This window comes from Citrobacter sp. Ce119 (assembly GCF_030334525.1).
Lineage (GTDB): Bacteria > Pseudomonadota > Gammaproteobacteria > Enterobacterales > Enterobacteriaceae > Citrobacter > Citrobacter europaeus.
On the sequence record NZ_JAOWDR010000060.1, the window covers coordinates 633947 to 653499 of the forward strand.

Genomic DNA, 19553 nt, shown 5'->3' on the forward strand with positions numbered 1-19553 from the left:
CCTCACTGATATCAGATGTAGGACGGACGATCGTTTTTCGGTTCTGAGCCGAGGGTCCCGAGAACGGTTTTACCGATTTCACGGGCGGAGATAACGGCCTGGCGAACAGCGCCGGAATCACCTGAAATGACCAGGATGGCTTCGTTACTGAAGCTGGTTCCATGGGCTGGGGAGCTGTAGGCCACAACTTCCACATTGGCGGATTTCAGCGCAGTATCAGCCATCAGGACACCAACGGATGCTGGCGCGCCGACGATAACGCCACAGGCACGGCCAATCGGTGCGCCAAAGGCTTTTTCAAGTGCGTAGCTGGCGCGTGCGGTGTACTGCATTTCGATGTGACCGGCTTCGTTGGCATAAACATCGCCAAAGGTGCGATCCAGCTCTTTCAGCGCAACTTCAATGCCGCGTTTCACGTCGGAAACATCGTTGCCGCCGAGAATAATCAGCGAGCCGTGTCCTGCGCCGCCTTTGGTATCACGTGGTAACTCAATACTGACGACTTCAGTATTTGTTGCTTTTACCGCTTCATCGGCGGCCATGATGTGAGGACCCGCACCAGTGCGTGCGCCGAGGATGCCAATGGAGCGATACCGTTTTTCAAGTTTCATCGCGTCCAGGAGGGCACTGTCTACGTTGGCGATTACCAGACCGACGGTGTCGCCAATCGCAGTACCGACAAACTCCGTTAAACTGCAGCTTTTCTCTGCCATAGCCGTTTCTCGTGTTGGAGGATTATTTTCAGGGATAGCCTGCTGTTCCGGCGTTGCCACACGAGCAATCACCTGCGCCATGATCTGTTCAACCAGCTCATTGCTGCTCATTAGCTAATTCCCTTCGGTAAGATTTTTTCTACATCGGTATGAGGGCGTGGGATGACGTGTACGGCTTTCACTTCTCCCACGTTACGGGCTGCGGCGGCACCTGCATCTGTTGCTGCTTTGACTGCGCCGACATCGCCGCGGACAATAACTGTTACCAGCCCCGAACCAATTTTTTCGTAGCCGACCAGCATTACATTGGCTGACTTCACCATTGCATCTGCGGCCTCTATGGCTGCAGTCAAGCCTTTGGTTTCTACCATTCCTAACGCTTCTTGTTGCATAAAGACCTCGCCTGGGTTGTCCCGATTTTCATGACTATAAAAAGAAGCGAGGAAAAAGAATGGCTGAGTTGAAAGTAAGAGTGAAAAAATAGTGAGGATACGGTGATATAAAATTGCTGTGTTTTATTTTATGTGATTGTTTTATATTGTTATTTTAATTTTTTATGATGTGATTATTTGGTTATGTCAATTCCATATTTACACTTTTCTGAGTGACAGTTTAAATATCATTTGCTATGCGGAAAAATGAAATTGTGATGGTGGTTTGAAAACGGAATTCTGCTATTAGCAATATTTTATTATTTTGAAAATGTGCTTTTAATAGGGTGAGTCCTCGTTTTATCACCTGTTTTAATAAAGGTGATAGCAAGAATTTGCTATCGCAGCACGATTTTAAAAATCATACCACTCGCAGATTGCCAACAATTTGCCGACATGCCTTTTTATAGTAAGCCTTGAAGTATTCTACTTGCCAGCAAGGAGTCCGCTGGTAAAGACACGAACTCTGCTTAGAAGGTGTCACAATGAACGATTCACTAAAAGCACAATGCATTGCTGAGTTTTTGGGTACCGGGCTGTTTTTATTTTTTGGTATTGGATGCCTGAGTGCCCTGAAAGTCGCGGGTGCCAGCCTGGGATTGTGGGAAATCTGCATCATATGGGGACTGGGGATCTCGCTTGCAGTCTATCTGACTGCCGGGATATCTGGCGCGCATCTCAACCCGGCTATCACTATTGCTCTGTGGCTGTTTGCCTGTTTTCCGGGGCGTAAAGTTTTACCTTACTCCGTGGCACAGGTTGCGGGTGCCTTCGGCGGTGCACTGCTGGGGTATTTGCTCTACGGCAGTCTGTTTACCGAATATGAATCGGCCCACCAGATGGTGCGCGGCAGTCTGGAAAGTCTGCAACTTGCCAGTATTTTTAGTACCTATCCTGCAGCGGCGCTCAGCGTATGGCAGGCCGCGTTAGTCGAAGTGGTGATTACCTCCATTCTTATGGGAATGATCATGGCGCTGACTGATGATGGTAACGGTGTTCCTAAAGGTCCGTTGGCGCCATTGCTGATTGGTATTCTGGTCGCTGTTATCGGCGCATCCACCGGTCCGCTTACCGGATTTGCAATGAATCCGGCGCGTGATTTTGGTCCTAAATTGTTTGCCTGGATGGCCGGATGGGGAGATGTTGCGATGACAGGTGGACGTGATATTCCTTATTTTATCGTGCCGATTGTCGCCCCTATCATCGGTGCTTGCGCGGGCGCAGCAATTTATCGTTATTTTATTGGCAAAAATTTACCGTGTAATACGTGTAAGCTGGAGGAAAATGAGAGCTAGCTTCACAGAAGAAGTTTATTTTTGAAAGGTAAAAACTGTTTTCGTGATCCGGTTTCCTGAACCGCTGAAAAAGTCTCCCAACAATGGGAGACTTTTGTTATGTTCAATGATGACTTTCATCATTGCTCAGGATGGCAGGATGAAAATGAATGTGAATAATATGTTTTGTTTATAACAATAAATTAACTGAGAGGTTTTATCATGATTTCTGCGAGTGCCCTGAACTCAGAACTCATTAATAAAATCGCACAGGATTTTGCGCAGGCCACCAGTCTGGCCGTTGTGGTTGTCAATATTCACGGTGATGAAATTTCTGAGCTTTTTAATTTCACCCCATTTTGCCAGTTGATGCGCCAGCATCCGCAGCACAGTACCCGCTGTCGTATGAGCGATCGCTGTGGGGGACTGGAAGCTTCGAAATCCGATCAACCCTGCATCTATCGCTGTCACGCCGGGCTTACCGATTTCTCAATTCCGCTGGTCATTGCGGGACACCTGGTAGGGTTTGTGCTTTGTGGACAAGTCCGCTTAAGTAATGATGTCGGTCTGGTTGATATTCTGAATGTAGATGATCGCTGGCAAGCGGATCCCGAGCTGGTCAGTGAATTTCGTAATGTACCGGAGATGGACTATTCGCGAGTCATCGCTTCTGCGGATCTTCTCAAACTCATTGTAGAAAATTGTCTTAAGAAACAACTTAATTTTGTTGTTATCAAGGATAATCCGCAGCAGTCAGAGCCGGTTCGTGCGAACCGCAGTACCAACCCTCACGACAGTAAAATGAAAAAAGCTCTGCGCTATATTGATGCGCATTTATCAGACGAATTGCGTCTGGAGGATGTTGCCTCTCATGTTTTCCTGAGTCCTTACTATTTCAGTAAATTGTTCAAAAAATATCAGGGTATCGGTTTTAACGCATGGGTAAACCAGCAGAGAATGGCCAGTGCCAAAGAGTTGCTTTGTCACAGTGACTGGAGCATTGCCAGCATTGCGCGTAATTTGGGCTTCTCGCAAACCAGTTATTTTTGCAAGGTTTTCCGTCAAACTTATCAGGTTACGCCGCAGGCATTTCGCCAGCAAATTAATGTCATTTCACGTAGTGAATCCGCCTAAATAGCAATATTTTGCTATTGCCGATTTTTGATATAGGGCGCTATGTCAGTCATTATAAAATGAAAAGTAACGACACCAGTCAATAAATTGTCATAGCGCAACAAATTAATGGTATCAGAGGGATAAACTGCACCAGTTTTTATTTTTGTGATGAGATACAGTGTCTGTGTGAATGACTTTCTTTATTCTTTACTGACGCTTTCATTCAAAGTTTGAACATATGAATAAGTGGGTTTAGGCCAGATAATTGGCTGAATGAACCCGGAAAGATATTAAATTGAATTATTGTCATGAGGTTGTGAATTTACCTCATAACAGAGAGCTTAATTAACCAGGCTCTTGAACTGACAGGTTTGCCACATTTGTGGTAGGGAAGGGGGTGAGAATCCCCCGCAGCCCCCGCTGCTGTGATGCTGACGACCCCGTATGGACCACTGATCGCAAGATTGGGAAGGACGGGTGAGGATGACGCTAAGCCAGAAGACCTGCCTGTCAGTGACTACCAACAACTTCGGTGGGAAGTGGGTGGTTCAGATGCATACAGTCGAGAGACTGGGTATCTCTACACCCCTACCACCCTGAACAGGATCAGGGTATGGCGGCCAATTTTCACGCATTTGTTCTTGCAGGTACCGGAAGCGGCTGTGGTAAAACCACGGTGACGCTGGGCTTGTTGAGCTTGTTGAAAAAACGCGGTTTACGCGTCCAGCCTTGCAAAGTGGGTCCTGATTACCTTGATACCGGCTGGCATACAGCGGTATGCGGTACTGCTTCGCGCAATCTTGATAGCTTCATGCTTCCCGTCCCCACGTTGAACGCTCTATTTTGCGAGCAAATGCAACATGCGGAAATCGCGGTGATTGAAGGTGTTATGGGGCTGTATGACGGTTATGGCACCGACCCAAATTACTGCAGCACCGCCGCGATGGCCAAACAGTTAGGCTGCCCTGTTATCTTACTGGTTGATGGCAAAGCCGTTTCCACCTCGATCGCCGCGACGGTAATGGGATTTCAGCATTTTGATCCAACCCTGAACATCGCCGGCGTCATTGTTAACCGGGTCAACAGCGAATCGCATTACCAGCTCCTGAAAGTGGCGATTGAGCGTTATTGCGATGTCCCCGTATTGGGCTATGTTCCCCGAATGGAAGGCGTTGCGCTTCCTGAACGGCATCTGGGTTTGGTTACCGCACGCGAGTCGGTTATTAACCAGCAGCCGTGGCAGGAGTTTGCCGCGACGCTGGAGCAAACTCTTGATATCGATGCGCTGCTGAAATTAAGCCAGTTAACCAACCTTCCCACTGGTGAATGGCCAGCGCTGCCTGCCGCAGACGCCGGAGCAGGGCTAACGCTTGCCATCGCCGATGACGAAGCGTTCAACTTCTACTACCCGGATAACATCACGCTCCTTGCGCGCGCAGGGCTTAAGATTGTTCGTTTTAGCCCGTTGCACGACACCAGCTTACCCGATTGTCAGATGGTCTGGTTAGGTGGCGGATATCCTGAGTTACATGCTGCGACGCTGGCTCGCAATGTTTCGATGCTTAGCCAACTGCGGGCAGCGCATCAGCGGGGTGTCGCGATTTATGCCGAGTGCGGGGGATTGATGTATCTCGGCAGTTCGCTGGAGGATAGCCACGGCGATACCTGGCTGATGGCGGATATCATTCCCGGTCACAGCAAAATGGGGAAACGTCTGACCCGATTTGGCTACTGTGAAGCGCAGGCCACACAGCAAACATTGTTAGCCGCAGAAGGCGAAGTGCTGCGCGGACATGAATTCCACTACTCCGATTTTACCCCTGAAACGCCAGCGGTGATGAACTGTCGCAAAGTGCGCGATGGCAAAACGCTGCAAGCCTGGTCTGGCGGCTGGCAGGTCGGAAACACCTTCGCCAGCTATCTACACGTTCATTTTGCTCAACGTCCGCAGATGCTCAACCATTGGCTGGCAGCCGCGAGGAGTGCGCTATGACGATCCTCGCGTGGTGTGTTGCCTGGCTGCTTGATTATATCATCGGCGATCCGCAGAACTGGCCACATCCGGTGCGCTGGATTGGCAATCTGGTTTCTGCGGTGCAGCGAGTTGTTCGGCGTTACTGCCATAGCGACCGCGCGCTACGTATCGGCGGCGCGGTGATGTGGATTGTGGTGGTCGGTCTGACCTGGACAGTGTCCTGGGGAGTGCTGGCGCTGGCGCAATCTATTCATCCCTGGCTTGGTTGGGTGGTGGAGGTTTGGATGATCTTTACCGTGCTGGCCGGGCGCTGTCTGGCAAACGCGGCGCAGGATGTCGAACGTCCGCTACGTGCCGGTAATCTTGCCGCAAGTCGTGAAAAATTGTCATGGATTGTGGGACGCGATACCTCGCAATTACAACCTCAGCAGATCAATCGCGGCGTAGTAGAAACCGTGGCTGAAAACACTGTCGACGGCATCATCGCGCCGCTGTTTTTCCTTTTTCTCGGCGGTGCGCCTCTGGCGATGGCCTACAAAGCGGTAAACACCCTTGACTCCATGGTGGGCTACAAACATGAGAAATACCGCGCAATCGGTATGGTCAGCGCCCGCCTGGACGATGTCGCAAATTATATCCCTGCGAGGCTGAGCTGGCTGCTGCTGGGCGCAGCGGCGTTTTTATGCCGCCAGGATGGCGCGCGTGCGTTGCAGATTGGCTGGCGCGATCGCTACAACCACAGCAGCCCAAACTGTGCGTGGTCGGAAGCATCCGTTGCCGGCGCATTAGGAATTCGGCTGGGTGGTCCAAATGACTACTTTGGCGAGCGCGTTGAGAAACCGTGGATCGGTGATGCACAACGTGACATTTCGGTAGACGACATTTCCCATACGATTCGATTGATGTGGGTGGCATCGACGCTGGCACTGGCGCTGTTTATTGCGCTGCGATGCCTGCTGGTCGGTGTAGCCTGAGGACAACACAATGCAATATATCCAGCAACCCCAGGCGATTGAGGCCAAAAGTTTCGACATTATTGGCGAGATCATCAGTGAAACCCGTCCGGACTATCAGTTTGCCAGTCCGTTACATGAAGCCATTATCAAGCGGGTCATTCACACGACGGCGGATTTCGACTGGCTGGACATTCTGTGGTTTTCCAGTGATGTGCTGGAGCAGTTTTGTGCGGCGCTTAGCCGTTCGAGCGTGATTTATACCGACACCACGATGGCGCTTTCCGGGATCAATAAAACGCTGTTGGCAAAATTCGGCGGTGAATGCCGCTGCTACATCAGCGACCCGCGCGTCGTACGTACGGCAAAAGAGCAGGGTATTACCCGGTCCATGGCGGCCGTCGACATTGCGGTGAAGGAAGAAGGGGAAAAGCTGTTTGTCTTTGGCAACGCGCCGACAGCGCTGTTTCGCCTGCTAGAGCATGATGTAGCCGTCAGCGGTGTGGTTGGTGTACCGGTCGGGTTCGTTGGCGCAGAAGAGTCGAAAGATGCCCTGACCCAAAGCAATTTGCCCGCCATTGCAGCGCTAGGTCGCAAAGGGGGAAGTAATGTCGCTGCCGCTATCGTCAACGCCATGCTTTATCACATGCAGGGGGCGCGATGAGCGAGGCCTTCGATACGCCGGTTTGGCACAACGGTAAAGCGTTGCGTAAGGGATATACCACGGGATCGTGCGCGACGGCGGCTGCAAAAGTGGCAGCGCTGATGGTACTGCGCCAACACCTGATCCATCAGGTTTCCATTGTCACGCCTTCCGGTGTGACGCTGTGCCTGAACGTGGAGTCGCCGCATATCGAAGGACAGCAGGCGATAGCGGCCATCCGCAAAGACGGTGGCGATGATGTGGACGCCACCCACGGCATGCTGATTTTTGCCCGCGTGACGTTAAACGATAGTAAAGAGATAACCCTTCAGGGCGGGGAAGGCGTTGGCACGGTAACCCGCAAAGGGATCGGCCTGCCGGTGGGGAGTTCGGCGATTAACCGCACACCTCGCCAGACCATTGAGTCTGCGGTACGTGAGGCGATTGGGCCGAATCGTGGAGCGCAGATTGAAATCTTCGCGCCGGAAGGTGAAGAGCGGGCGCAAAAAACCTACAACTCCCGCCTTGGCATTCTGGGCGGCATTTCGATTATCGGCACTACGGGGATCGTCACGCCGATGTCGGAAGAGAGCTGGAAACGTTCACTGTCGCTGGAGCTGGAAATTAAGCGAGCGGCGGGGCTGGAGCGTGTCGTACTGGTGCCTGGAAACCACGGCGAGCGTTTTGTGCGCGAACAGATGGGGATCGACACTCAGGTGGTGGTCACCATGAGCAACTTTGTTGGCTACATGATTGAAGAAGCCGTACGTCTTGGATTCCGGCAAATCGTACTGGTGGGACATCCAGGCAAGCTCGTCAAAATTGCGGCGGGGATCTTCCATACCCACAGCCATATTGCCGATGCCCGCATGGAAACGCTGGTGGCCCACCTCGCATTACTTGGCGCGCCGCTGGAACTGCTGACGCTGGTCAGCGACTGCGATACCACCGAGGCGGCGATGGAACACATCGAAGCATACGGTTTTCAGCACATTTATAACCATCTGGCTAAGCGCATCTGTATGCGCGTCCTGCAAACGCTGCGCTTTACCAAAAATCCCCCGACCTGCGACGCCATCATGTTTTCTTTTGATAATCAGGTGCTTGGCAGTAATCGCCCGGTCGCAGAAATTGCTGAGGAAATGCAATGTTAACCGTTGTAGGGATGGGGCCCGCCGGTTTGCATTTAATGACGCCTGCGGCGCGTGAAGCGATCGCAGAGGCTGATGTTCTGGTCGGTGGAAAGCGGCATTTGCAGCAATTCCCGGATTTTACCGGTGAACAGTTTGCTCTTGGCGCCAATATCCCGGAACTCCTGAATTGGATCAGCGCGCACCAGGAACAACACATTGTGGTGCTGGCGTCTGGCGATCCGCTGTTTTACGGCATCGGGACGCGCATGGTGGGCCATTTCGGTATTGAAAATGTACGCATTATTCCCGGCATTAGCGCGGTGCAGTACCTGTGCGCGCAGTCCGGCATTGATATGAACGATATGTGGTTGACCAGTAGCCATGGTCGTAGTGTCTGTTTTGATGAACTGGCGCGACATAACAAGGTGGCGATGGTGACAGATACGCTGTGCGGCCCACGGGAAATTGCACAACAGCTTATCGCACGAGGCAAGGGACATCGCTGGATGGTGATTGGCGAAAACCTGGCGATGGAAAACGAACGGATCCATTTCCTGCCTGTGAGTGAAGTTAACGCCGACTATGACATGAATGCAGTGGTGATCCTCGATGAAAGATGAGCTGTTTCTACGTGGAGAGAAAGTGCCGATGACCAAAGAAGCGGTACGCGCACTTGCCCTCTCAAAACTTGAATTACACCGCGCCAGTCACCTGATTGATATTGGTGCCGGAACCGGCAGCGTGTCGATAGAAGCCGCTTTGCAATACCCTGGATTGCGCGTGACGGCAATCGAGCGTAACCCGGCGGCGCTCAGATTGCTGGATGAAAACCGCCAGCATTTTGCCTGTGCAAACATCGACATTTTTCCTGGCGTTGCGCCAATGACCATCGCGGAAAAAGCCGATGCCATTTTTATGGGCGGCAGCGGCGGCCATTTGACCGAACTGATTGACTGGTCAATGCGTCAATTACATCCCGCCGGGCGGCTGGTGATGACGTTCATCCTCCAGGAAAACCTCAACACCGCGCTGGCGCATCTGGACCATCTTGGCGTACAGGGAGTGGATTGCCTGCAGTTACAGGTTTCCTCGCTTGCCACGCTTGGCAGTGGTCACTATTTCAAACCGAATAACCCCGTATTTGTTATCGCCTGTCAGAAGGAAGGAAACCATGTCTGAGATTTTTGATCCCCGTAGCGTGTGGTTTGTTGGCGCAGGTCCTGGCGATCGCGAGCTGATTACCCTCAAAGGTTACCGGTTGCTACAGCAGGCGCAGGTTGTTATCTACGCCGGATCGCTGATTAACACAGAACTACTGGAATATTGCCCTGCCGGCGCTGAATGTCACGACAGCGCTGAACTGCATCTGGAACAGATCCTCGACCTGATGGAAGCCGGAGTGAAAGCGGGTAAGACCGTTGTCCGCCTGCAAACCGGCGATGTTTCGCTGTACGGTTCCGTGCGCGAGCAGGGCGAGGAGTTGACCAAACGCGGGATCGACTGGCAGGTGGTGCCTGGCGTTAGCGCATTCCTTGGCGCGGCGGCGGAGCTGGGCGTTGAGTATACCGTGCCTGAGGTTTCGCAGAGCCTGATCATTACTCGCCTTGAAGGACGCACGCCGGTACCGGAACGTGAACAGTTGGAGTCTTTTGCCAGTCACCAGACATCTATGGCGATTTATCTGTCCGTCCAGCGTATTCATCGGGTAGCGGAGCGTTTGATTGAAGGCGGTTATCCGGCGACCACGCCAGTGGCGGTGATCTACAAGGCCACCTGGCCAGAAAGCCAGACCGTGCGCGGTACCCTGGCGGATATTGGCGACAAGGTTCGCGATGCGGGCATCCGTAAAACGGCTCTTATTCTGGTCGGTAATTTCCTGGGCTCGGAGTATCACTACTCCAAACTCTATGCGGCGGACTTTAGCCATGAATACCGTAAAGCCTGAATCTATTGCGCTTTTTTGCCTGACCCCCGGCGGCGTTGTGCTGGCGAAACGTCTGGCGGCCATGCTGCCGGTCACCTGTTTTACCAGTGAAAAGCTGCTGGAAGAGGGGTTTGTTCCTTTCGAAAACGGCTTTGCGAATACCGCCCGCGAAGCGTTTGCGAATTACTCGGCGCTGATTTTTATCGGGGCGACCGGCATTGCGGTCCGCGTGTTGGCCCCGCTGGTCAACGACAAATTTTGCGATCCGGCTGTGGTGGTCATTGATGAACGTGCCCAGCATGTCATCAGCCTGCTCTCCGGTCACGCAGGGGGCGCGAATGCGCTGGCGCGTTATCTGGCGGGCATGTTGGGCGCAGACCCGGTTATCACTACGGCGACGGATGTGAACGATATGGCGGCACTGGATACGCTGGCATTTCAACTGAATGCCCGGATGAGTGATTTCCGTTCGGCGGTCAAGATCGTTAATCAGATGCTGGTCAGCAATAAGCGAGTTGGACTGTGGTGGGATGACGAACTGACGCAGGATGTCAGCCATTGCGACCGGCGCGGTTTTATCACGGTCACCGATCTCAACCAGCTACCTGAACTGGATGCGCTGGTGTGTATCACCTTACGCACCAATTTACCCGATCTGCCTGTTCCGCACTGGAAGCTGGTGCCGCAGCGTGTGGTGGCCGGAATTGGTTGTCGTCGTGACACGCCGTTCCCACTTCTGGCCGCGCTGCTAGCCCGCCAACTTGAAGCCCAGCAGCTCGACCCGCTGGCGCTAAAAGCGATTGGCAGTATCACGCTGAAAAAAGATGAACAGGGACTTATCCAACTGGCTTCGTGCTGTCGCGTTCCTTTCGAAACCTTTACCGCTGACGCGCTGCGTGAGCATGAGCACCGTTTTCCGGCCTCATCGTTTGTTCGCAAAACGGTGGGTACAGGAAGCGTTTCTGGTCCTGCAGCCTGGCTGTTGAGCCACGGAAAACTGTTAGGCGAGACCCTGCGAGAACAGGGCGTCACTATCACTTTGGGAGTTTCACACTGATGTTAAGCGTAATTGGAATTGGCCCTGGCTCGCAGGCAATGATGACCATGGAAGCCGTTGAAGCATTGCAGGCAGCGGAAATCATCGTTGGCTATAAAACCTACACCCATCTGGTAAAAGCGTTCACTGGCGACAAGCAGGTGATCAAAACCGGGATGTGCAAAGAGATTGAACGCTGCCAGGCGGCTATCGAGCTGGCGCAGGCGGGTCGCAATGTGGCGCTGATCAGCAGCGGAGACGCGGGGATTTACGGTATGGCTGGGCTGGTGCTCGAACTGGTCAGCAAGCAAAAGCTGGACGTTGAGGTCAGGTTAATCCCTGGCATGACCGCCAGTATTGCCGCCGCCTCTTTGCTTGGCGCACCGCTGATGCACGACTTCTGCCACATCAGCTTAAGCGATCTGTTAACGCCGTGGCCGGTCATCGAAAAACGTATCGTTGCCGCTGGCGAAGCAGACTTTGTTATCTGTTTCTACAACCCGCGCAGTCGGGGACGCGAAGGTCATCTGGCGCGTGCATTTGAACTGCTGTCTGCCAGCAAAAGCGCGCAAACGCCGGTCGGTATTGTGAAGTCAGCTGGACGTAAAAAGCAGGAAAAATGGCTGACCACTCTTGGCGAAATGGACTTTGAACCGGTTGATATGACCAGTCTTGTGATCGTTGGCAACAAAACCACCTATGTTCAGGACGGCCTGATGATCACGCCACGAGGTTATGTGCTGTGAATTATGGTGATGTGCTGGTCATGGGCGGTACCAGCGATGCGCGCATGCTGTGCCAGCAACTGGATGCGGCAAACGTGGCTTACACCCTGTCGGTTGCAACCCCAACGGGGAAACAGCTGGCGGGAGATATTAAAGGCCAGGTGCGCTGCGGACGTCTGGAACGTGAACAAATGATTGCCTGGCTGCAGGAAAATCAGACGCGCTGGGTGATCGACGCCTCGCATCCGTATGCCGAGGTGGTGAGCCGCAACATCATGAGCGCTTGCGAAGCCGCGGGCGTATTGCTGAGCCGCTATCAGCGTCCTGAGCAGTTGAGCGGTTTAACCCACCCGCAGTTGTATACCGTACAGAGTATTCAGCAAGCGTGCGAGGTGGCTCGACGCTTCGGCGATCGCGTGCTGTTGACGACCGGCAGTAAAGATCTGGCTATCTGGCGCGAAGGGTTGCCTGAAAAAACGCTGCTGGCACGCGTGCTGCCTGTACCTGAAGTCATTCAGCAATGCGCGGATCTTGGGTTTGGTGTCGGTGAAATATTCGCATTGTGCGGGCCGTTTAGCGCCGAGTTCAACGCTGCGTTTTATCGCCAGTGTCAGGCTGATGTGGTGATCACCAAAGCATCAGGCGCGGAAGGTGGTTATCAGGAAAAAGTTCAACCCTGTCTGGATGCCGGTATCCCCTGCATCGTGATTACACGTCCGGCACCGTTGGTGACGGGAGATGAGTTACTGGAAAGTCAGGCCGCCTTTGGGGCGCGTTTAACGCGCTGGCTGGCCGCTGCTTAAGGAGTTAGAGATGAAAAAGGCGCTTCTGGTGGTCAGCTTTGGCACCAGCTACCACGACACCTGTGAGAAAAATATTGTGGCCTGTGAGCGCGATCTCGCAGCCAGTTGCCCTGACCGCGACCTGTTCCGGGCGTTTACCTCCGGGATGATAATCCGCAAGCTCAAGCAGCGTGACGGCATTGAAATCGACACGCCGCTGCAGGCGCTGCAAAAACTGGCGGAGCAGGGATATCAGGATGTGGCTATTCAGTCGTTGCATATTATCAACGGCGACGAATACGAAAAAATTGTCCGCGAAGTGCAAAGTATGCGCCCGCTTTTTTCTCGCCTGACGCTGGGTGTACCGCTGCTGAGCAGCCATGAAGATTACGCCCAGCTGATGCTGGCGCTGCAACAGCAAATGCCGGCGCTTGGCGAAAATGAAAAAGTGGTCTTTATGGGACACGGCGCCAGCCATCATGCCTTTGCCGCCTATGCCTGCCTCGATCACATGATGACGGCGCAGCGTTACCCGGCGCGGGTTGGGGCGGTGGAAAGCTATCCGGAAGTCGATGTGCTGATTGAAAGTTTGTCCCAGGAAGGAGTGACGGCGGTACATCTGATGCCGCTGATGCTAGTTGCTGGCGATCATGCCATCAATGATATGGCCTCCGACGAAGATGATTCGTGGAAAACATTGTTTAACGCGGCCGGGATACCGGCAACGCCGTGGCTCAGTGGCCTGGGTGAGAATCCAGCGGTTCGCGCTATGTTTGTGGCGCATTTACAGCAGGCGCTTAATGTTGCGCTGGAGGAAGCGGCATGAGCGGAAAACTGTACGCATTAAGCACCGGGCCAGGTGCTTCCGATCTTATTACCGTGCGGGCCGCACGCACGCTGGGCACGCTGGACATTCTCTATGCGCCTGCCGGGCGGAAAGGTGGCGACAGCCTGGCGTTGTCGATCGTGCGGGAGTATATCGGCGAGCAGACCGAAGTTCGCTGCTGCCATTTTCCTATGAGTGCCGACAGCGCTGAAAAAGAGGCCGTATGGGATGACGTTGCTGCCGCGTTAGTACAGGAAGTTGAAGCCGGTAAGCAGGTGGGCTTTATCACTCTCGGCGACGCCATGCTGTTCAGCACCTGGGTCTTTTTACTCCAGCGTATAGGCTGTCCTGATTGGTTAGAAATTGTCCCGGGCGTGACCTCTTTCGCTGCGATTGCCGCGCGTTCCAAAACGCCGCTCGCCATGGAGCAACAGTCTCTGGCAGTGGTCTCCTGTACCGCGCCGGAAGCGGAAATCCAGCAGGCATTAAAGCAACATGACAGTCTGGTGCTGATGAAAGTATACGGTCGTTTTGCGCGCATCAAAGCACTGCTGCGACAAGAGGGATTGTTAGATTGCGCATTGATGATGTCTGAAGCCACGCTGCCGGGTGAGCAGTGCTGGCGTCATCTCGATGAGGTGAGCGACGATCAGCCGCTGCCTTATTTCTCGACCATTCTGGTCAATAAACAGTGGGAGTATGCACAATGAAGCTTGAACAACAGCTAAAACAGCTGTCTTTCAGCGGGTTGGCTGCGGCGCTATTACTGATGATTGTTCCTGAACAAGCGTTCGCCATGCACATAATGGAAGGTTTCTTGCCGCCGATGTGGGCGCTGGCCTGGTGGCTGCTGTTTTTGCCCTGTCTGTGGTACGGGCTGGTGCGTCTGCGCCAAATCGTACAGGAAGATAGTCACCAAAAAGTGTTACTGGCTTTGTGCGGCGCGTTTATTTTTGTGCTATCGGCGCTGAAAATTCCTTCCGTTACCGGAAGTTGTTCACACCCTACCGGCGTAGGTCTGGCGGTTATCCTGTTTGGACCGGGCGTGGTGGCAATCCTTGGGGCAATTGTTCTGCTGTTCCAGGCACTGCTGCTGGCGCACGGTGGTTTGACGACGCTCGGCGCTAACGGTATGTCGATGGCGGTGATCGGCCCGGTTGTGGGCTACATGGTGTGGAAAATGGCCTGCCGTGCGGGGCTGCGTCGTGATGTCTGCGTCTTCCTGTGCGCGATGCTGGCGGATCTCGTCACTTATTTCGTGACCTCGGTGCAACTGGGCGTTGCGTTCCCGGATCCGTCCGCTGGCGCTACCGGCTCAATCATCAAGTTCATGGGAATTTTCTGCCTGACGCAGATCCCTATTGCGATTGCGGAAGGTCTGCTCACCGTAATGATTTATGACCAGCTAACCAAACGGCAGTTGATTACCGCTCAAGGACATTAACGATGAAAAAGACGCTGATTTTGTTAGTGATGGTTGTCGCGCTGGTGATCCTGCCGTTCTTTATCAACCACGGTGGAGAGTACGGCGGTTCAGACGGTGAGGCGGAGAGTCAGATTCAGGCAATTGCTCCCCATTATGAACCGTGGTTCCAGCCGTTGTATGAACCCGCAAGCGGCGAGATTGAAAGCCTGCTGTTTACGCTTCAGGGATCGCTGGGCGCAGCCGTGATTTTCTACATTCTGGGTTATACCAAGGGCAGGCAACGTCGTGATGACCGGGCTTGACAGGCTTAGCTATCAAAGCCGCTGGTTTCATGTCTCACCGGTGCGGAAATTTCTGCTCTGGCTGATGATGATGATTCTGGCATTTACTCTGCCCCCGTTGGGGCAGGGTATTGAGCTATTATTGATTGCCGCGCTGAGCTGCTGGCTGCTGCGCATTTCCTTCTGGCGCTGGTGTCGCTGGATGGCTTTGCCATTTGGTTTTCTGACAGTTGGTGTGGTGACTATTCTGTTTAGTTTTAGCCGCGATCCACAGACGTTGCTGGCGAGTATTCCTGTAGGAAGCTATTGGTTAGGCGTGAGTGGGCCAGGGCTGGTCACCGCTAATGAAACCTTCTGGCGCAGCCTGGCTGCGCTGGCGGCAACGTTCTGGCTGGTACTGAATCTACCGTTTCCGCAATTAATTATCTTACTTAAACGCGGGCGCGTTCCTCGCCTGTTGACTGAGCAGATCCTGTTAACCTGGCGCTTTATTTTTATCCTGTTAGACGAGGCGCTGGCTATACATCGCGCACAAACGCTGCGTTTTGGTTATCGTAGCTTGCCGTTGGGCTATCGCTCGCTGGCGATGTTGGTGGGACTGCTGTTTACCCGCGTGTTGATCCGCTACCAGCAAATGACCACCACACTGGATATCAAACTGTATCAGGGTGATTTTCACCTGTAAGGATAAGTATGCTTGCCACCTCAGCGCTTTGGTTTCGCTATCAGGATGACCCCATCCTCAAAGGGCTAACGCTGGACTTTTCTACGCATGCCGTCACCGGGCTGGTCGGTGCCAATGGCTGCGGGAAATCTACGCTATTTATGAACCTGAGTGGCTTACTGCGCCCGCAGCAAGGCACAGTGATGTGGCAAGGCAAACCGCTGGATTACAGCAAACGCGGCTTGCTGGCGCTACGTCAGCAGGTGGCAACCGTCTTTCAGGACCCCGATCAGCAAATCTTTTATACCGATATCGACAGCGACATTGCCTTCAGCCTGCGCAACCTTGGCGTGGATGAGGCTGAAATCTCCCGTCGGGTGGACGATGCGCTCACGCTGGTCGACGCCCAGCATTTTCGCCATCAGCCTATTCAGTGTTTAAGCCACGGGCAAAAAAAACGTGTGGCGATTGCTGGGGCATTGGTGTTGCAGGCGCAGTATTTGCTATTGGATGAACCTACTGCAGGCCTTGACCCTTCAGGTCGCACGCAGATGATTGAGATAATCAAACGCATCGTAGCGCAAGGAAATCACGTGGTTATCTCCAGCCATGATATCGATCTTATCTATGAGGTCAGCGATGCAGTTTACGTTTTGCGCCGGGGCGAAGTGCTAACGCATGGCACGCCGGGTGACGTTTTCGCCCAGACGGAACTGATTGAACAAGCGGGACTAACTCAGCCCTGGCTGGTGAAGCTGCATACTGAGCTGGGCTTCCCGCTGTGTAAAACAGAGGCTGAATTTTTTAGTTGTATGCGAGAGAACGCACTGAAGGAGGCGTCATGACGCAGGCAATAATGTTGCAGGGAACGGCATCTGATGTGGGTAAAAGCGTGTTGGTCGCCGGGCTGTGTCGAATTTTTTATCAGGATGGGCTGCGTACCGCACCGTTCAAATCGCAGAATATGGCGCTGAACTCTGGTATTACGCCAGAGGGCAAAGAGATGGGCCGCGCGCAAATCTTTCAGGCTGAGGCTGCCGGCATTACGCCAGATGTGCGTATGAATCCGGTGCTGCTTAAGCCAACCAGCGATCGTAAAGCGCAGGTCGTGCTGATGGGCAAAGTGGCGACCGATATGGACGCGGTGAGTTACCACGAGTACAAACCGCGTCTGCGGGATCAAATCCTGTCAGTTTACAACAGCCTGGCGCAGGAATTCGATGTACTGGTGCTGGAAGGCGCGGGAAGTCCGGCTGAGATTAACCTGCGCGATCGCGATATCGTCAATATGGGCATGGCTGAAATGGCGCAATGTCCTGTCATTCTGGTGGCAGATATCGATCGCGGCGGGGTGTTTGCCTCCATTTATGGCACGCTGGCGCTGTTGCACGATCACGAACGCGCGCGGGTCAAAGGGGTGATCATCAATAAGTTTCGCGGTGATGTGACGCTGCTGCACTCCGGTATTGAGCAAATTGAAGCGCTGACCGACGTTCCGGTACTGGGCGTCATGCCCTGGCTGGATGTTGATCTGGAAGATGAAGATGGCGTTGCGCTGCAAAAGGGCAAATATTTGCGCACAGACAAACGCGACATCGACATCGCGGTGGTTCAAATACCGCACATTTCTAACTTTACGGATTTCAATGCGCTTGCCGCACAACCGGATGTGCGCGTGCGCTATGTTCGCCAGCCAGAAGAGCTGGCGGGGGCCGATCTGGTGATTCTGCCCGGCAGCAAAAATACGCTGGGCGATCTGGTGTGGCTGCGTGAAAGCGGCATGGCGCACGGCGTCGTGCAATTGCATCGTAATAACGTACCGGTGGTGGGGATTTGCGGCGGTTACCAAATGCTCGGCGATACCATCATTGATGACGTGGAGTCAGGACTCGGTACGCTGCCGGGGCTGGGCTTGCTCAATACCGTAACCCATTTTGCCCAGCATAAAACCACCACCCTGGTTGAAGGGCAAATGTCCTCCTCGCTGCCCGACTGGCTGGCAGGCACGGCGGGGTTATCCGTTCGCGGTTATGAAATCCACATGGGCGAAACGACGTTAACTGAAGAATGCCGGTCGGTGATGACGCTGCGAAAAGACGGCGGCAATGTGGCTGACGGCGCGGTCACTCCGGATGGTCTGGCGTTCGGCACCTACCTTCACGGTCTGTTCGACAGCGATGAATTTACCCGTGCGCTGGTGAATGGCCTGCGAGAGCGTAAAGGATTAGCCCCGCTGGATTCCACCTTCCATTACGCGCAATATAAATCGCAGCAGTTTGATCTGCTGGCGGATGCGATGCGGCAACACATCGATATTGAGAAAATTTATACCATCATGCAGCAACACCGGGAGCCAGTATGATTATTCTGGTTACGGGCGGCGCACGAAGCGGCAAGAGTCGGCATGCGGAGGCGCTGATCGCTGATTCTCCAAACGTTTTGTATATCGCAACTTCGCAGATTTTTGATGAGGAGATGGCTGCGCGAATTCAGCATCATCGCGATGGACGCCCTGCGCACTGGCGTACAGCCGAGCGCTGGCAACATCTGGATGAACTGATAACGGCAACGAACAATCCGCAAGAAGCCATTCTACTGGAGTGCATTACCACGATGGTGACTAATCTGCTGTTTGCGCTGGGCGGTGACAGTGACCCGGATAGCTGGGATTACGCGGCGATGGAGCAGTCCATCGACGACGAAATCCGTTCGCTGATTGCTGCCTGTCAGCGCTGCCCGGCAAAGGTGGTGCTGGTCACCAACGAAGTGGGAATGGGGATTGTTCCGGAAAACCGTCTGGCACGGCATTTTCGCGATATTGCAGGACGCGTGAACCAGCGACTGGCGGCGGCAGCTGATGAGGTCTGGCTGGTGGTATCAGGAATTGGAGTCAAAATTAAATGAGTAAGTTGTTCTGGGCAATGCTCTCTTTTATCAGTCGCTTGCCCGTTCCTGCACGCTGGTCGCAAGGACTGGATTTCGAGCACTATTCGCGCGGTATTGTGATGTTCCCCTTGATTGGCGTGGTGCTGGGAGGCCTGACGGGGCTGGTCTTTATGGCGCTACAGCCCTGGTGCGGAGTGCCATTGGCGGCTCTGTTTGCCGTCCTTACCCTGGCGTTATTGACCGGGGGATTTCATCTCGACGGGCTGGCGGATACCTGTGACGGCATTTTTTCTGCCCGTCGACGTGAGCGGATGCTGGAAATCATGCGTGACAGCCGCCTGGGAACCCACGGCGGACTGGCGTTAATTTTCGTGTTGCTGGCGAAAGTGCTGGTGGTGAGCGAACTGGCTTTGCGTGGCACACCGATGCTGGCGGCGCTTGCTGCAGCGTGTGTCGCCGGACGGGGTACCGCTGTTTTGCTGATGTATCGACATCGTTACGCCCGCGAAGAAGGGCTGGGTAATGTCTTTATTGGTAAAGTCACCGGGCGTCAAACCTGCGTCACGTTGGGATTCGCGGCGATCCTGGCTGCCGTGCTTCTTCCCGGCATGCGCGGCGTTGCAGCGCTGGTTGTTACGATAGTGGCGATTTTTATTCTTGGGCAGTTATTAAAACGCACGTTGGGTGGGCAGACCGGCGATACGCTGGGCGCAGCCATTGAACTTGGCGAGTTGATTTTCCTGCTGGCTCTGCTCTGAGTCAGCC

At 53.8% G+C, this 19553-nt stretch carries 23 protein-coding genes and 1 riboswitch; of the genes, 21 read left to right on the forward strand and 2 right to left on the reverse strand.

Translation table 11 applies throughout. The features are described 5' to 3' along the window. Positions 1 to 11: 11 nt before the first annotated feature. Together pduB and pduA are read right to left on the reverse strand one after the other, a co-directional pair. Positions 12 to 824, reverse strand: a complete 813-nt coding sequence (gene pduB / locus OGV80_RS23205; RefSeq protein ID WP_003834129.1) for a propanediol utilization microcompartment protein PduB — start codon at positions 822 to 824, stop codon at positions 12 to 14. Beyond that, entirely contained in the window at positions 824 to 1105 is a 282-nt protein-coding gene (pduA, locus tag OGV80_RS23210; protein WP_003030255.1) for a propanediol utilization microcompartment protein PduA, read from the reverse strand. The genes pduB and pduA overlap by 1 nt, the downstream gene beginning before the upstream one ends. 524 nt (positions 1106 to 1629) lie before the next feature. On the opposite strand from pduA, the gene pduF reads away from it, so the two are divergent. From pduF to cobS, 21 genes are all read left to right on the forward strand, one after another. Then, positions 1630 to 2439 (forward strand): propanediol diffusion facilitator PduF, encoded by an 810-nt coding sequence (gene pduF / locus OGV80_RS23215; protein WP_043016822.1) that lies wholly within the window; start codon positions 1630 to 1632, stop codon positions 2437 to 2439. Between the two features lie 201 nt (positions 2440 to 2640). After that, positions 2641 to 3552: a transcriptional regulator PocR gene (pocR, locus tag OGV80_RS23220; RefSeq protein ID WP_043016821.1), complete on the forward strand. Its 912-nt coding sequence runs from the start codon at positions 2641 to 2643 to the stop codon at positions 3550 to 3552. A 332-nt stretch (positions 3553 to 3884) separates the two neighbouring features. Then, positions 3885 to 4059, forward strand: a riboswitch (cobalamin riboswitch). Positions 4060 to 4147: 88 nt separating this feature from the next. Beyond that, on the forward strand, positions 4148 to 5527 hold the full coding sequence (locus OGV80_RS23225; RefSeq protein WP_043016820.1) for a cobyrinic acid a,c-diamide synthase CobB: 1380 nt from the start codon (positions 4148 to 4150) through the stop codon (positions 5525 to 5527). Beyond that, a complete protein-coding gene (gene cbiB / locus OGV80_RS23230) occupies positions 5524 to 6483 on the forward strand; it encodes an adenosylcobinamide-phosphate synthase CbiB (protein ID WP_087052576.1) in 960 nt (319 codons plus the stop codon). Before OGV80_RS23225 ends, cbiB begins: the two co-directional genes overlap by 4 nt. A 10-nt stretch (positions 6484 to 6493) precedes the next feature. After that, complete coding sequence (locus OGV80_RS23235; RefSeq protein ID WP_087052577.1) at positions 6494 to 7126, forward strand: cobalt-precorrin-8 methylmutase; 633 nt, start codon at positions 6494 to 6496, stop codon at positions 7124 to 7126. Next, the gene (gene cbiD, locus OGV80_RS23240) at positions 7123 to 8259 is read left to right on the forward strand and encodes a cobalt-precorrin-5B (C(1))-methyltransferase CbiD (protein ID WP_043016817.1); all 1137 of its coding nucleotides are present in this window, start codon (positions 7123 to 7125) and stop codon (positions 8257 to 8259) included. The genes OGV80_RS23235 and cbiD overlap by 4 nt, the downstream gene beginning before the upstream one ends. Then, positions 8253 to 8858, forward strand: coding sequence for a cobalt-precorrin-7 (C(5))-methyltransferase (locus OGV80_RS23245; protein ID WP_087052578.1), 606 nt, complete (start codon positions 8253 to 8255; stop codon positions 8856 to 8858). The genes cbiD and OGV80_RS23245 overlap by 7 nt, the downstream gene beginning before the upstream one ends. After that, a complete protein-coding gene (locus OGV80_RS23250) occupies positions 8848 to 9417 on the forward strand; it encodes a decarboxylating cobalt-precorrin-6B (C(15))-methyltransferase (RefSeq protein ID WP_043016815.1) in 570 nt (189 codons plus the stop codon). The genes OGV80_RS23245 and OGV80_RS23250 overlap by 11 nt, the downstream gene beginning before the upstream one ends. After that, a complete protein-coding gene (locus OGV80_RS23255; RefSeq protein ID WP_003030275.1) occupies positions 9410 to 10183 on the forward strand; it encodes a cobalt-precorrin-4 methyltransferase in 774 nt (257 codons plus the stop codon). Before OGV80_RS23250 ends, OGV80_RS23255 begins: the two co-directional genes overlap by 8 nt. Further along, complete coding sequence (cbiG, locus tag OGV80_RS23260; protein ID WP_043016813.1) at positions 10164 to 11219, forward strand: cobalt-precorrin 5A hydrolase; 1056 nt, start codon at positions 10164 to 10166, stop codon at positions 11217 to 11219. The genes OGV80_RS23255 and cbiG overlap by 20 nt, the downstream gene beginning before the upstream one ends. Continuing rightward, the gene (locus OGV80_RS23265) at positions 11219 to 11944 is read left to right on the forward strand and encodes a precorrin-3B C(17)-methyltransferase (protein WP_087052579.1); all 726 of its coding nucleotides are present in this window, start codon (positions 11219 to 11221) and stop codon (positions 11942 to 11944) included. Before cbiG ends, OGV80_RS23265 begins: the two co-directional genes overlap by 1 nt. Further along, complete coding sequence (locus tag OGV80_RS23270) at positions 11941 to 12726, forward strand: cobalt-precorrin-6A reductase (RefSeq protein ID WP_043016812.1); 786 nt, start codon at positions 11941 to 11943, stop codon at positions 12724 to 12726. The genes OGV80_RS23265 and OGV80_RS23270 overlap by 4 nt, the downstream gene beginning before the upstream one ends. 10 nt (positions 12727 to 12736) lie before the next feature. Next, positions 12737 to 13531 carry a sirohydrochlorin cobaltochelatase gene (gene cbiK / locus OGV80_RS23275; RefSeq protein ID WP_043016811.1) on the forward strand — a complete coding sequence of 265 codons (795 nt, stop codon included), beginning with the start codon at positions 12737 to 12739 and terminating at the stop codon, positions 13529 to 13531. Continuing rightward, positions 13528 to 14241 carry a cobalt-factor II C(20)-methyltransferase gene (locus tag OGV80_RS23280; RefSeq protein WP_087052581.1) on the forward strand — a complete coding sequence of 238 codons (714 nt, stop codon included), beginning with the start codon at positions 13528 to 13530 and terminating at the stop codon, positions 14239 to 14241. Before cbiK ends, OGV80_RS23280 begins: the two co-directional genes overlap by 4 nt. Further along, a complete protein-coding gene (gene cbiM / locus OGV80_RS23285; RefSeq protein WP_043016809.1) occupies positions 14238 to 14975 on the forward strand; it encodes a cobalt ECF transporter S component CbiM in 738 nt (245 codons plus the stop codon). The genes OGV80_RS23280 and cbiM overlap by 4 nt, the downstream gene beginning before the upstream one ends. Positions 14976 to 14977: 2 nt before the next feature. Next, on the forward strand, positions 14978 to 15259 hold the full coding sequence (locus OGV80_RS23290) for an energy-coupling factor ABC transporter substrate-binding protein (RefSeq protein ID WP_043016808.1): 282 nt from the start codon (positions 14978 to 14980) through the stop codon (positions 15257 to 15259). Then, complete coding sequence (locus OGV80_RS23295; RefSeq protein WP_043016807.1) at positions 15246 to 15923, forward strand: energy-coupling factor ABC transporter transmembrane protein; 678 nt, start codon at positions 15246 to 15248, stop codon at positions 15921 to 15923. The genes OGV80_RS23290 and OGV80_RS23295 overlap by 14 nt, the downstream gene beginning before the upstream one ends. A gap of 8 nt (positions 15924 to 15931) precedes the next feature. Next, positions 15932 to 16747 carry an energy-coupling factor ABC transporter ATP-binding protein gene (locus OGV80_RS23300; RefSeq protein ID WP_043016806.1) on the forward strand — a complete coding sequence of 272 codons (816 nt, stop codon included), beginning with the start codon at positions 15932 to 15934 and terminating at the stop codon, positions 16745 to 16747. Continuing rightward, positions 16744 to 18264, forward strand: coding sequence for a cobyric acid synthase (locus OGV80_RS23305; protein WP_043016805.1), 1521 nt, complete (start codon positions 16744 to 16746; stop codon positions 18262 to 18264). Before OGV80_RS23300 ends, OGV80_RS23305 begins: the two co-directional genes overlap by 4 nt. Further along, a complete protein-coding gene (gene cobU, locus OGV80_RS23310; RefSeq protein WP_080624988.1) occupies positions 18261 to 18806 on the forward strand; it encodes a bifunctional adenosylcobinamide kinase/adenosylcobinamide-phosphate guanylyltransferase in 546 nt (181 codons plus the stop codon). The genes OGV80_RS23305 and cobU overlap by 4 nt, the downstream gene beginning before the upstream one ends. Beyond that, positions 18803 to 19546 (forward strand): adenosylcobinamide-GDP ribazoletransferase, encoded by a 744-nt coding sequence (gene cobS / locus OGV80_RS23315; protein WP_019077089.1) that lies wholly within the window; start codon positions 18803 to 18805, stop codon positions 19544 to 19546. The genes cobU and cobS overlap by 4 nt, the downstream gene beginning before the upstream one ends. Positions 19547 to 19553: the final 7 nt, after the last annotated feature.

Coding starts and splice junctions, on each gene's coding strand:
- pduB (WP_003834129.1), bottom strand. CDS start 824: ATGAGCAGCAATGAGCTGGTTGAACAGATCATGGCGCAGGTGATTGCT.
- pduA (WP_003030255.1), bottom strand. CDS start 1,105: ATGCAACAAGAAGCGTTAGGAATGGTAGAAACCAAAGGCTTGACTGCA.
- pduF (WP_043016822.1), top strand. CDS start 1,630: ATGAACGATTCACTAAAAGCACAATGCATTGCTGAGTTTTTGGGTACC.
- pocR (WP_043016821.1), top strand. CDS start 2,641: ATGATTTCTGCGAGTGCCCTGAACTCAGAACTCATTAATAAAATCGCA.
- OGV80_RS23225 (WP_043016820.1), top strand. CDS start 4,148: ATGGCGGCCAATTTTCACGCATTTGTTCTTGCAGGTACCGGAAGCGGC.
- cbiB (WP_087052576.1), top strand. CDS start 5,524: ATGACGATCCTCGCGTGGTGTGTTGCCTGGCTGCTTGATTATATCATC.
- OGV80_RS23235 (WP_087052577.1), top strand. CDS start 6,494: ATGCAATATATCCAGCAACCCCAGGCGATTGAGGCCAAAAGTTTCGAC.
- cbiD (WP_043016817.1), top strand. CDS start 7,123: ATGAGCGAGGCCTTCGATACGCCGGTTTGGCACAACGGTAAAGCGTTG.
- OGV80_RS23245 (WP_087052578.1), top strand. CDS start 8,253: ATGTTAACCGTTGTAGGGATGGGGCCCGCCGGTTTGCATTTAATGACG.
- OGV80_RS23250 (WP_043016815.1), top strand. CDS start 8,848: ATGAAAGATGAGCTGTTTCTACGTGGAGAGAAAGTGCCGATGACCAAA.
- OGV80_RS23255 (WP_003030275.1), top strand. CDS start 9,410: ATGTCTGAGATTTTTGATCCCCGTAGCGTGTGGTTTGTTGGCGCAGGT.
- cbiG (WP_043016813.1), top strand. CDS start 10,164: ATGAATACCGTAAAGCCTGAATCTATTGCGCTTTTTTGCCTGACCCCC.
- OGV80_RS23265 (WP_087052579.1), top strand. CDS start 11,219: ATGTTAAGCGTAATTGGAATTGGCCCTGGCTCGCAGGCAATGATGACC.
- cbiK (WP_043016811.1), top strand. CDS start 12,737: ATGAAAAAGGCGCTTCTGGTGGTCAGCTTTGGCACCAGCTACCACGAC.
- OGV80_RS23280 (WP_087052581.1), top strand. CDS start 13,528: ATGAGCGGAAAACTGTACGCATTAAGCACCGGGCCAGGTGCTTCCGAT.
- cbiM (WP_043016809.1), top strand. CDS start 14,238: ATGAAGCTTGAACAACAGCTAAAACAGCTGTCTTTCAGCGGGTTGGCT.
- OGV80_RS23290 (WP_043016808.1), top strand. CDS start 14,978: ATGAAAAAGACGCTGATTTTGTTAGTGATGGTTGTCGCGCTGGTGATC.
- OGV80_RS23295 (WP_043016807.1), top strand. CDS start 15,246: ATGACCGGGCTTGACAGGCTTAGCTATCAAAGCCGCTGGTTTCATGTC.
- OGV80_RS23300 (WP_043016806.1), top strand. CDS start 15,932: ATGCTTGCCACCTCAGCGCTTTGGTTTCGCTATCAGGATGACCCCATC.
- OGV80_RS23305 (WP_043016805.1), top strand. CDS start 16,744: ATGACGCAGGCAATAATGTTGCAGGGAACGGCATCTGATGTGGGTAAA.
- cobU (WP_080624988.1), top strand. CDS start 18,261: ATGATTATTCTGGTTACGGGCGGCGCACGAAGCGGCAAGAGTCGGCAT.
- cobS (WP_019077089.1), top strand. CDS start 18,803: ATGAGTAAGTTGTTCTGGGCAATGCTCTCTTTTATCAGTCGCTTGCCC.